This window comes from Streptomyces sp. TM32 (assembly GCF_004122755.1).
Lineage (GTDB): Bacteria > Actinomycetota > Actinomycetes > Streptomycetales > Streptomycetaceae > Streptomyces > Streptomyces sioyaensis.
On sequence record NZ_SDIG01000189.1, the window covers coordinates 1 to 11,725 of the forward strand.

Sequence of the window (11,725 nt, forward strand, 5' to 3'; positions counted from 1 at the left end):
GGTCCAGGGCGCGCAGCGAGACCTGCCGGGTGCCCCCGGTGGGGTCGAAGAACGCGGCGAGGGCGGGACCGGGGGCGGCGGGAATGTCCGGCCCGTGGGTCCCCCGGATTCCTCCGCTGAGGCAGAATCGACACTGGCCGTTCATACGGGGCGGCGAAAAAACAGTGGGTCGGCGGCCGGTCCCCCGGCCCTGCCGGTGACCGGTTGTCGATCGGCCGTCCCCCGCAGTCGTCGACGTCACGAAGGTCCCATGCCGCACACGCTCGCTTCCCTGGTCAACCACACCGCGCTCAAGCTGACCGTGCTCGCCGGCGAGGGGCACCTGGACGTGCCGGTGCGCTGGGCGCACGCGAGCGAGCTGATCGATCCGGTGCCGTACATGGAAGGCGGCGAGCTGCTGCTGATCACCGCGCTCAAGCTGGACGCGGAGGACGCCGAGGCGACCCGCAGCTATGTGCGGCGGGTCGCGCGGGCCGGGGTGGTCGGGCTGGGCTTCGCGGTCGGGGTGAACTACGAGGGGGTGCCGGCGGCGCTGGTCGAGGCGGCCAGGGAGGAGGGGCTGCCGCTGCTCGGGGTGCCCCGCAGGACACCGTTCATCGCGATCAGCAAGGCGGTCTCGGCGGCCGTCGCCGCCGACCAGTACCGCGCGGTGACCGCGGGGTTCGAGGCGCAGCGGGAGCTGACCCGGGCGGCGCTCGGGACCGAGGGCCCGGCCGAACTCCTGGCCCGGCTCGCGGCCCATCTGGACGGCTGGGCCGCGCTCTACGACGCCTCGGGCGCGGTGGTCGCCGCCGCCCCCGACTGGGCGGCCCGGCGCGCGGCCCGGCTCGCCGAGGACGTCGGGCGGCTGCGCGAGCGGCCCGCACCCGCCAGCTCCGTGGTCAGCGACACCGACGGCGACGACCGGGTCGAACTGCAGTCGCTGGGCACGGGGCGGCGGGCCCGCGGGGTGCTCGCGGTCGGCACCGCCGCGCCGCTCGGCACGGCCGAGCGCTACGCCGTGCACTCCGCGGTCGCGCTGCTCACCCTGACCACCGAGCGGTCCAGGGCGTTGCAGGACGCCGAGGCCCGGCTGGGCGCGGCGGTGCTGAAGATGCTGCTCGCGGGGGAGCCGGACCATGCGCGGGCGGTGGCGGGGCGGCTCTACGGCGGACTGCTGGACGCGCCGTTCCGGGTGGTGGTCGCCGAGCCGGTGCCCGCCGAGGAACAGTCGCCGGGGGCGGCCGAGGGCGCCGTCTCCCCGGGGGGCCTCGACGGGCTGGCCGACGCGATGGACTCCGCGGCCGCCCGGACCGGTGAGGCGCTGCTCGCCGTGCCGGACGGCGGCCGGCTGATCGTGCTCGTCGCGGACGGCGGCGCGGCCGCGGACGCCTGTGCCGGCTACGCCGCCGAGGCCGAGGCCCGCGCCGGTGCGCGGCCGCGCCCGCGCGGCCGGTCCGGGCGCGGGGAGAGCGGCCGGGGCGGGACGGTGGCCGTCGGGCTCTCGGCGCCGACCGGACCGATGGCCGCCGCGCACGCCTACCGCCAGGCCGAACAGGCGCTGTCGGTGGCCCGCCGGCGCGGCCGGGCGCTGGTCGAGCACGAGGACGTGGCGGCCGGATCCGTGCTGCCGCTGCTCGCCGACGACGCGGTCCGCGCCTTCGCGGACGGGCTGCTGCGGGCGCTGCGCGAGCACGACGCGACCGGCCGCGGCGATCTGGTCGCCTCGCTGCGGGCCTGGCTGGCCCGGCACGGCCAGTGGGACGCGGCCGCCGCCGACCTCGGCGTCCACCGCCACACCCTGCGATACCGGATGCGGCGGGTGGAGGAGATCCTGGGGCGCTCGCTGGACGACGCGGACGTGCGGATGGAGCTGTGGCTGGCGCTGAAGGCGACCTCGACCTCCCAGGGCAACGAGGGCGGGGCCGGCCCGTCGCCCTCCCTGTGACGGCCGGTCCGCTGCCCACCCTGTGACGGCCGGTCCGTCGCCGTTCGCGACCCACCCCGTACGCCCCCTCCACCGCGGAGAGGCGGGCCCGTCGATTACTCCGCTACGGACAAACGCCACGGCGCCGCCGTCCCCCTACCTTGGGTGCAGAGTCAAAACCGCAGAGGCGCTCGCTGAGCCATGCGCACCACCCACCACTTCTGAAGGGCCGGGTTCCACTGTGCCGATCCCCACTGATGCAGCCCCCACCGCCTTCTGGCTCGCCGGCCGCGAGGCCACCGGTGAGGCCACCTTCGATGTCACCTCCCCCTGGGACGGACGTCTCGTCGGCACGGTGAGCGTCCCCACCGAGGCGCAGGTCGAGGAGGCCATCGCGGCCTCCGTCGCGGTTCAGGACGAGCTGGCCGCGACCCCCGCGCATGTACGGGCCGCCGCCCTGGACCATGTGCACCGCCGGCTGGTGGAGCGTACGGAGGAGATCGCCCGGCTGATCTCCGCGGAGAACGGCAAGCCCATGAAGTGGGCGCGCGGCGAGGTCGGCCGGGCCGTGTCCGTGTTCCGCTTCGCGGCCGAGGAGGCCCGCCGCTTCAACGGCGGCGAGGCGCAGCGGCTGGACACCGACGCGGGCGGCGCCGGCCGGCTCGCGCTGACCCGCCGCTTCCCGCGCGGCACGGTGCTGGGCATCGCCCCGTTCAACTTCCCGCTGAACCTCTGCGCCCACAAGGTCGCCCCGGCCATCGCCGCCGGCGCCCCGATCATCCTCAAGCCGGCCCCCGCCACCCCGCTCTCCGGCCTGCTCATCGGCGAGCTGCTGGCCGAGACCGACCTGCCGGCCGGCTCCTGGTCGATCCTCCCGGTGCCCAACGACCGGATGCCGGCGCTGGTTCAGGACGAGCGGCTGCCGGTGGTCTCCTTCACCGGCTCCGAGAAGGTCGGCTACGCGATCCTGGACTCGGTGCCGCGCAAGCACTGCACCCTGGAGCTCGGCGGCAACGGCGCCGCCGTCGTGCTGCCGGACTTCTCCTCCGAGGCGGACCTGGACTGGGCGGCGCAGCGCATCGCCACCTTCTCCAACTACCAGGGCGGCCAGTCCTGCATCTCGGTGCAGCGGGTGATCGCCGACGCGTCCGTCTACGACCGGCTGGTGCCGAAGATCGTGGCGGCCGTCGAGGCACAGGTCACCGGCGACCCCTCCGACGACGCGACCGAGGTCGGCCCGCTGGTGAGCGAGGACGCCGCCCGGCGCGTCGAGTCCTGGGTGGACGAGGCCGTCGAGCGCGGCGCGAAGCTGCTCGCGGGCGGCAAGCGCGACGGCGCCTCCTACGCGCCGACCGTGCTGGCGGACGTGCCCGCCGGTGCCACCCTCGCCTGCGAAGAGGTCTTCGGACCGGTGCTCAGCCTGACCAAGGTCGAGGGCGTCGACGAGGCGTTCGCGGCCGTCAACGACTCCAAGTTCGGCCTGCAGGCGGGCGTCTTCACGCACGACCTGCAGACCGCGTTCCGCGCCCACCGCGCGCTGGAGGTCGGCGGCGTGATCATCGGCGACGTGCCGTCCTACCGCGCCGACCAGATGCCGTACGGCGGCGTGAAGCAGTCCGGCGTGGGCCGCGAGGGCGTGCGCTTCGCGATGGACGACTACACCTACGAGCGGGTCATGGTCCTCACCGGACTCGCGCTGTAACCCACCGGCCCGGCCCGGCCAGGTGGACAGCGACGGCCGTCCTCGGGCCGTATCACCCTCCGGGCCACGCCCGGCGCTCCGGCGCCGGCCCCGGCGCGGCGCGCTCGGCACCCTGCGGTGCGGAGCGCGCCGCGTCCGCCGTTCCGGCCCGTTCCGGCCCGTTCCGGCCCGTTCCGGCCCGTTCCGGCCCGCGGCGGGTGCGGCGGGCCCGGCGGCGGAGGCCGTGCCCCACCCCCCCGAAGGGCCGAGGGCCGGGTGTCCTCAGGGACCGGCGCCGGGGCGCAGGCCTCCCATGGCGCGCGGGCGCCCTTGCGCCCGGCTTCTCCTCGTACCTCCAGTGGTGCAACCCGTGCGGATCGGGTAACTCTCACAAGTAGCGCTGTCCAGCGGCCGACCGGCCGCCGGCGCTGAACTGCCGAACCCGCGGCGAGGTGAGCTCCTGATGACCGCTCCATCCATCCGCAACGTTTCCGAGCGCGAAGCACGCCAGGTCGCCGAGGCGGCCCGCGAGCAGGACTGGCGCAAGCCCAGCTTCGCCAAGGAACTGTTTCTGGGGCGCTTCCGGCTCGACCTGATCCATCCGCACCCCACCCCCGCGGTCGACGACGTGCGCCGCGGCGAGAAATTCCTCGCCACGCTGCGTGAGTTCTGCGAGACGAAGATCGACAGCGCCCGGATCGAGCGAGAGGGAACGATTCCGGACGAGACCATCAAGGGGCTCAAGGAGCTCGGCGCGCTCGGCATGAAGATCGACCCGAAGTACGGCGGCCTCGGACTGACCCAGGTCTACTACAACCGGGCGCTGGCCCTGGTCGGCACCGCCAGCCCCGCCATCGGCGCGCTGCTCTCCGCGCATCAGTCGATCGGCGTACCGCAGCCCCTGAAGCTGTTCGGCACCAAGGAGCAGAAGGAGACGTTCCTGCCGCGCCTGGCGCGGACGGACATCTCGGCGTTCCTGCTGACCGAGCCCGACGTCGGTTCGGACCCGGCCCGGCTGGCGACCGTGGCCGTCCCGGAGGGCGACCACTACGTGCTCGACGGCGTGAAGCTGTGGACCACCAACGGCGTGGTCGCCGATCTGCTGGTCGTGATGGCGCGGGTGCCCGCCTCCGAGGGGCACAAGGGCGGCATCACGGCGTTCGTGGTCGAGGCGGACGCGCCGGGCATCACGGTCGAGAACCGCAACGCCTTCATGGGCCTGCGCGGCCTGGAGAACGGCGTCACCCGCTTCCACCAGGTGCGGGTCCCGGCCGCGAACCGCATCGGCCCCGAGGGCGCCGGCCTGAAGATCGCGCTGACCACCCTCAACACCGGACGGCTGTCGCTGCCCGCGATGTGCGTCGGCTCCGGCAAGTGGTGCCTGAAGATCGCCCGCGAGTGGTCCGGGGCCCGTGAGCAGTGGGGCCGCCCGGTCGCCAAGCACGAGGCCGTCGGCGCCAAGATCTCCTTCATCGCCGCCACGACCTTCGCCCTCGAAGCGGTCGTCGACCTCTCCTCCCAGATGGCCGACGAGAACCGCAACGACATCCGCATCGAGGCCGCCCTCGCCAAGCTCTACGGTTCCGAGATGGGCTGGCTGATCGCCGACGAACTCGTCCAGATCCGCGGCGGCCGCGGCTTCGAGACCGCCGACTCGCTCGCCGCCCGCGGCGAACGCGCGGTCCCCGCCGAGCAGCTGCTGCGCGACATGCGCATCAACCGGATCTTCGAGGGCTCCACGGAGATCATGCATCTGCTGATCGCCCGGGAGGCGGTGGACGCCCATCTGTCGGTCGCCGGCGACCTCATCGACCCCGACAAGACCCTCGCCGACAAGGGCAGGGCGGCGGCCAAGGCCGGCGGATTCTACGCCCGCTGGCTGCCCAAGCTCGTCGCCGGACCGGGCCAACTCCCGCGTACCTACCAGGAGTTCGGGATGCTCGCCGGGCATCTGCGGTATGTCGAGCGGACCTCCCGCAAGCTCGCCCGCTCCACGTTCTACGCGATGTCCCGCTGGCAGGGCCGGATGGAGACCAAGCAGGGCTTCCTCGGCCGGATCGTCGACATCGGCGCCGAGCTGTTCGCGATGAGCGCCGCCTGCGTCCGCGCCGAGTACCTGCGGGAGACCGACGACCACGGGCGCGAGGCGCAGCAGCTGGCCGATGTGTTCTGCCGGCAGGCGCGGATCCGCGTCGAGGAGCTGTTCGGCCGGCTGTGGACCAACACCGACGAACTCGACCGCAAGGTCGTCTCCGGAGTGCTCGACGGCAGCTACACCTGGCTGGAGGACGGCATCGTCGACCCCAGCGGCGACGGCCCCTGGATCGCCGACGCCACCCCGGGCCCGAGCATGACGGACAACGTCCGGCGGCCCATCCGCTGAACCGGACGCGCCCGCATCCCGGGGCCGCCCCGGCGGTGATCCGCCGGGGCGGCCCCGGGACGTGTCGGCCGCCTCCGGGCCCGCATGATCGGCTAACCCGCCCTTGGTGTCCACCGCCCCCCGGCGACCGGCCACAATGGACCTCATGACGGACTCCCTCGCCCACCCGCACCTGCGCTTCGAGCCGGCCGCCGGCGACCCGGACGGCCCGAGCGGGCCCCGTTCCCTGGTGATCCTCGGTTCGACCGGTTCGATCGGCACCCAGGCGATCGACATCGTGCTGCGCAACCCCGACCGCTTCCGGGTCACCGCGCTCTCCGCGGCCGGCGGCCGGGTCGAGCTGCTCGCCGAGCAGGCGCACCAGCTGCGGGTGACCGCCGTCGCGGTGGCCCGCGAGGACGCGGTGCCCGCGCTGCGCAGGGCGCTGGCGGACCGCTACGGCGCGGGCGAGCCGCTGCCCGAGATCCTGGCCGGCCCCGACGCGGCGACCGAACTCGCCGCCTCGCCCTGCCACACCGTCCTCAACGGCATCACAGGTTCCATCGGCCTCGCCCCGACACTGGCGGCCCTGAAGGCGGGCCGGGTGCTGGCCCTCGCCAACAAGGAGTCGCTGATCGTCGGCGGCCCGCTGGTCAAGGCGGTCGCCGGGCCCGGCCAGATCATCCCCGTCGACTCCGAGCACTCCGCGCTCTTCCAGGCGCTGGCCGGCGGCGCGCGTGCCGAGGTCCGCAAGCTCGTGGTCACCGCGTCCGGCGGCCCGTTCCGCGGCCGTACGAAGCGGGAGCTGGCCGGTGTCACCCCCGAGCAGGCGCTGGCCCACCCCACCTGGTCGATGGGCCCGGTCGTCACCATCAACTCCGCGACCCTCGTCAACAAGGGCCTGGAGGTCATCGAGGCGCATCTGCTGTTCGACGTCCCCTTCGACCGCATCGAGGTCGTCGTCCATCCGCAGTCCTACATCCACTCGATGGTGGAGTTCACCGACGGCTCCACGCTCGCCCAGGCCAGCCCGCCCGATATGCGGATGCCGATCGCGCTGGGCATCGGCTGGCCCGAGCGGGTCCCGGACGCCGCACCGGGCGTGGACTGGACGAAGGCCCAGACCTGGGAGTTCTTCCCGCTGGACGGGTCCGCCTTCCCGTCCGTCCCGCTGGCCTGCCACGTCGGTGATCTGGGCGGCACCGCCCCGGCCGTCTTCAACGCGGCGAACGAGGAATGCGTGGAGGCATTCCTCAAGGGCGGGCTGCCGTTCACAGGGATTGTGGATACCGTCGCCGATGTGGTCGCCGAACACGGCACGCCCGCCCGGGGAACTTCCCTGACGGTCGCGGACGTCCTGGAGGCGGAGACCTGGGCGCGCGCCCGCGCCCGCGAACTGGCCGCCCGTGCGGCACGGACACCTTCGGAGGCTCGCGCATGACGACCTGGATGACCATTCTCGGCATAGTCGTCTTCGTCGTCGGCCTGCTGTTCTCCATCGCCTGGCACGAGCTCGGCCACCTCTCCACGGCCAAGATGTTCGGTATCCGCGTGCCGCAGTACATGGTGGGCTTCGGTCCGACGCTCTTCTCCCGTAAGAAGGGCGACACCGAGTACGGCGTCAAGGCCGTCCCGCTCGGCGGCTACATCCGCATGATCGGGATGTTCCCGCCCGGGGACGACGGACAGCTCCAGGCCCGCTCCACCTCGCCGTTCCGCGGCATGATCGAGGACGCCCGCTCGGCGGCCTTCGAGGAGCTGCAGCCCGGCGACGAGAAGCGGCTCTTCTACACCCGCAAGCCCTGGAAGCGCGTCATCGTGATGTTCGCCGGGCCGTTCATGAATCTGATCCTGGCGGTCGTGATCTTCATGAGCGTGCTGATGGGCTTCGGCATCAACACCCAGACGACCTCGGTCGGCTCCGTCTCGGACTGCGTCATCTCGGCCGCCGCCAAGACCGACAAGTGCCCGGCCGGCGCCAAGGACTCCCCGGCCAAGGCCGCGGGCCTGCGGGCCGGCGACAAGATCGTGTCGTTCAACGGGCGCCCCGTCCCGGACTGGGGCGCCCTCCAGCAGCAGATCCGCGACACCACCGGGCCCGCCACCCTCGTCGTCGAGCGGCACGGCGCCCGCACGACCCTGCACGCCGACCTGATCGAGAACAAGGTCGCCAAGACCGACGGCCACGGCGGCTATGTGCCCGGCCAGTTCGTGAGCGCCGGATTCCTCGGCTTCACCCCGGCCAGCGGCGTGGTCCAGCAGTCGTTCGGGCAGTCCGTCGACCGCATGGGCAACATGGTCGAGCAGGGCGTCTCCTCGTTGGTGAACCTGCCCGGCAAGGTCCCGGACCTGTGGAACGCGGCCTTCAACGGCGGTGAGCGCAAGCAGGACTCCCCGATGGGCGTGGTCGGCGCGGCCCGGGTCGGCGGCGAGGTCTTCTCCCTGCACATCCCGCCGGAGCAGCGGGTGGCGACCATGCTCTTCCTGGTCGCCGGCTTCAACCTCTCGCTGTTCCTGTTCAACATGCTGCCGCTGCTGCCGCTGGACGGCGGACACATCGCCGGGGCCGTGTGGGAGTCGATCCGGCGTGCCTTCGCCAAGATCGTCCGGCGTCCCGACCCCGGCCCCTTCGACGTCGCCAAGCTGATGCCGGTCGCCTACGTCGTCGCGGGGATCTTCATCTGCTTCACCCTGCTGGTGCTCGTCGCCGACGTGGTGAATCCGGTGAAGCTGACCTAGAAAGCACGTTTGGCCGGCGGCCGGACACCTCCGTGGCGTTTGGAGGTGTCCGGCCGTCTCCTTTCGTGGCACCACAGGGGCGCGATGTGCTCATAGCAACCACCGTGCCGTAACCTCGAAGGCCGGAGCCCGCCGCTGCGGGGCCTTGATCCACACCTTGGGGTTGCTCGCCAGATGACTGCCATTTCACTGGGAATGCCGGACGTACCGACCAAGCTTGCCGACCGCCGGGTCAGCCGCAAGATCCAGGTCGGGACGGTCGCCGTGGGCGGAGACGCACCGGTCTCGGTGCAGTCGATGACGACCACACGCACGTCCGACATCGGCGCGACGCTGCAGCAGATCGCCGAGCTGACGGCCTCCGGCTGCCAGATCGTCCGGGTCGCCTGCCCGACGCAGGACGACGCCGACGCGCTGCCCGTGATCGCCCGGAAGTCCCAGATTCCGGTCATCGCGGACATCCACTTCCAGCCGAAGTACGTCTTCGCCGCGATCGACGCCGGCTGCGCCGCGGTCCGCGTCAACCCCGGCAACATCAAGCAGTTCGACGACAAGGTCAAGGAGATCGCCAAGGCGGCCTCCGACGCCGGCACCCCGATCCGGATCGGCGTCAACGCCGGCTCCCTGGACCGCCGCCTGCTGCAGAAGTACGGCAAGGCCACCCCCGAGGCGCTCGTCGAGTCCGCGCTGTGGGAAGCGTCCCTCTTCGAGGAGCACGGCTTCCGCGACATCAAGATCTCGGTCAAGCACAACGACCCGGTCGTGATGGTCAACGCCTACCGCCAGCTCGCCGCCCAGTGCGACTACCCCCTCCACCTCGGCGTCACGGAGGCCGGCCCCGCCTTCCAGGGCACCATCAAGTCGGCCGTCGCCTTCGGCGCCCTGCTCAGCGAGGGCATCGGCGACACCATCCGCGTCTCGCTCTCCGCGCCGCCCGCCGAAGAGGTCAAGGTCGGCATCTCCATCCTGGAGTCGCTCAACCTCCGCCAGCGCCGCCTGGAGATCGTCTCCTGCCCGTCCTGCGGCCGCGCCCAGGTAGATGTCTACAAGCTCGCCGACGAGGTCACCGCGGGCCTGGACGGCATGGAGGTGCCGCTGCGCGTCGCCGTCATGGGCTGCGTCGTCAACGGCCCCGGCGAGGCCCGCGAGGCCGACCTCGGCGTCGCCTCCGGCAACGGCAAGGGCCAGATCTTCGTCAAGGGTGAGGTCATCAAGACCGTCCCCGAGTCGAAGATCGTCGAGACCCTCATCGAAGAGGCGCTGAAGATCGCCGCACAGATGGAGGCGGACGGCGTCGCCTCCGGCGCCCCGGTCGTCTCCGCCGCCGGCTGAGACCGCCGCCCGCAGCCGCCGAGCCCCGCCGCCCGCACCGGGCCGCGGGGCTCCCGGCCGCCCGGAACAATCCGTCCCGCCGGGGCCGGGTGCTCCCCGCAGGCGCGAGGTAAAGTGCCAGGACCTGCTCCCGCCTGGCCTCCCAGGCCCGTAACGGTGAGGCTGTCCGACACGTGCTGACGACCACTGCCATCAAGGTCCTCGAGCCCGGGGAGCTCGACGACGCCCTCGCGGTCCTGGACCGCGATCCGGTCGCCAATGCCTTTGTCGCCGCTCGTGTCCAGATCGCCGGCCTCGACCCCTGGCGGCTGGGCGGGGAGATGTGGGGCTGGTACGTCGGCGGCCGCCTGGAGTCGCTCTGCTACGCCGGCGCCAACCTCGTCCCGGTCTGCGCCACCTCCGAGGCCGTCCGCGGCTTCGCCGAACGCGCCCGCCGCCAGGGCCGCCGCTGCTCGTCCATCGTCGGCCCCGCGGGCCCCACCGCCGAGCTGTGGTCGCTTCTGGAGCCCTACTGGGGTCCGGCCCGGGAAATCCGTGCCCACCAGCCCCTGATGGTCACCACCGCACCGTCCGCCGAGATCGCCCCCGACCCGGACGTCCGGCGGATCCGCAAGAACGAGATGGACCTGATCATGCCCGCGTGCGTGGCCATGTTCACCGAGGAGGTCGGCATCTCCCCGATGGCCGGCGACGGCGGACTCCTCTACCAGGCCCGGGTCGCCGAACTCGTCGGCGCCGGCCGCTCGTTCGCCCGGATCGAGGGCGGCAAGGTCATCTTCAAGGCCGAGATCGGCGCCGCCACCCAGCGGGCGTGTCAGATCCAGGGCGTCTGGGTCGACCCGGCCCACCGCGGCAAGGGCCTGTCCGAGACCGGCATGGCTGCCGTGCTGCGCTACGCCCTGCGCGACGTCGCCCCCGTCGTCAGCCTCTACGTCAACGACTTCAACACCGCGGCCCGCGCCTCCTACCGCAGGGTGGGCTTCGAGGAGGTCGGCGCGTTCATGAGCGTGCTGTTCTGATCTCGGCGTACTGTTCCCGCCCGAGGCCTTGTACGCTCCGGGCATGGATGACGTCGCGGTCGGCCCCCTTGATCTCGCTGCCCGCGTGGACGACGCGCTGGCCGTCCAGGCGCTCGCCTTCGGCCTGAGCGACGAGGAGATCGCTGTCCGCCGGCACATCGTGCTGCGGCACTTCGGCTGCACCGGCGCCCGCGCCCTCGGTGCCACCACCCCCGACGGCCGGCTGATCGGCTTCGTCTACGGCATGCCCAACGACCGCGCCCACTGGTGGTCCACGGTCGTCGAGCCCTACCTCCGCAGCGCCTCCCTCGACCACTGGCTCGACGACTCCTTCACCATCACCGAGCTGCACGTCCACCCCGCCTACCAGCACCGCGGCATCGGCCGGGCACTGCTCACCCGCCTCACCGACGAGGCCCACGAACCGCGCTCCATCCTCTCGGCCATCGACACCGAGAGCCCCGCCCGCCGCCTCTACCGCTCCCTCGGCTACCACGACCTGGCCCGCCGCGTCCTCTTCCCGAGCGCGCCTACGCCGTATGCGGTCATGGGTGCACCGTTGCCGCTGATGCGGCCTTCTTCCCACGTTGTCGGCTGACCCGCCGTTGCGCCTGCGCTCGGCTTTGCTTCCCACGCTGTCGGCTGTCCCGCCGTGGGTGTTGCTCGCCGTTGCGCTTTGCGGCGCC

At 72.6% G+C, this 11,725-nt stretch carries 8 protein-coding genes; all 8 read left to right on the forward strand.

Going from position 1 to position 11,725, the window contains the following annotated elements; translation table 11 throughout:
- The first annotated feature begins 250 nt into the window (after nucleotides 1-250).
- Nucleotides 251-1,927, forward strand: a complete 1,677-nt coding sequence (locus tag EST92_RS27770) for a PucR family transcriptional regulator (RefSeq protein ID WP_129283491.1) — start codon at nucleotides 251-253, stop codon at nucleotides 1,925-1,927.
- 220 nt (nucleotides 1,928-2,147) lie between these two features.
- Entirely contained in the window at nucleotides 2,148-3,608 is a 1,461-nt protein-coding gene (locus EST92_RS27775) for an aldehyde dehydrogenase family protein (RefSeq protein WP_129283492.1), read from the forward strand.
- Nucleotides 3,609-4,050: 442 nt separating this feature from the next.
- Entirely contained in the window at nucleotides 4,051-5,970 is a 1,920-nt protein-coding gene (locus EST92_RS27780; protein WP_129283493.1) for an acyl-CoA dehydrogenase family protein, read from the forward strand.
- Nucleotides 5,971-6,115: 145 nt separating this feature from the next.
- Nucleotides 6,116-7,390 (forward strand): 1-deoxy-D-xylulose-5-phosphate reductoisomerase, encoded by a 1,275-nt coding sequence (gene dxr, locus EST92_RS27785; protein ID WP_129283494.1) that lies wholly within the window; start codon nucleotides 6,116-6,118, stop codon nucleotides 7,388-7,390.
- Entirely contained in the window at nucleotides 7,387-8,688 is a 1,302-nt protein-coding gene (locus tag EST92_RS27790; protein ID WP_129283495.1) for a site-2 protease family protein, read from the forward strand. Before dxr ends, EST92_RS27790 begins: the two co-directional genes overlap by 4 nt.
- Before the next feature lie 174 nt (nucleotides 8,689-8,862).
- Nucleotides 8,863-10,020, forward strand: coding sequence for a flavodoxin-dependent (E)-4-hydroxy-3-methylbut-2-enyl-diphosphate synthase (ispG, locus tag EST92_RS27795; protein ID WP_129283496.1), 1,158 nt, complete (start codon nucleotides 8,863-8,865; stop codon nucleotides 10,018-10,020).
- Between the two features lie 173 nt (nucleotides 10,021-10,193).
- Entirely contained in the window at nucleotides 10,194-11,039 is an 846-nt protein-coding gene (locus EST92_RS27800; RefSeq protein WP_129283497.1) for a GNAT family N-acetyltransferase, read from the forward strand.
- Between the two features lie 43 nt (nucleotides 11,040-11,082).
- The gene (locus EST92_RS27805; RefSeq protein WP_129283498.1) at nucleotides 11,083-11,637 is read left to right on the forward strand and encodes a GNAT family N-acetyltransferase; all 555 of its coding nucleotides are present in this window, start codon (nucleotides 11,083-11,085) and stop codon (nucleotides 11,635-11,637) included.
- Nucleotides 11,638-11,725 lie beyond the last annotated feature (88 nt).

Coding starts and splice junctions, on each gene's coding strand:
- EST92_RS27770 (WP_129283491.1), top strand. CDS start 251: ATGCCGCACACGCTCGCTTCCCTGGTCAACCACACCGCGCTCAAGCTG.
- EST92_RS27780 (WP_129283493.1), top strand. CDS start 4,051: ATGACCGCTCCATCCATCCGCAACGTTTCCGAGCGCGAAGCACGCCAG.
- dxr (WP_129283494.1), top strand. CDS start 6,116: ATGACGGACTCCCTCGCCCACCCGCACCTGCGCTTCGAGCCGGCCGCC.
- EST92_RS27790 (WP_129283495.1), top strand. CDS start 7,387: ATGACGACCTGGATGACCATTCTCGGCATAGTCGTCTTCGTCGTCGGC.
- ispG (WP_129283496.1), top strand. CDS start 8,863: ATGACTGCCATTTCACTGGGAATGCCGGACGTACCGACCAAGCTTGCC.
- EST92_RS27805 (WP_129283498.1), top strand. CDS start 11,083: ATGGATGACGTCGCGGTCGGCCCCCTTGATCTCGCTGCCCGCGTGGAC.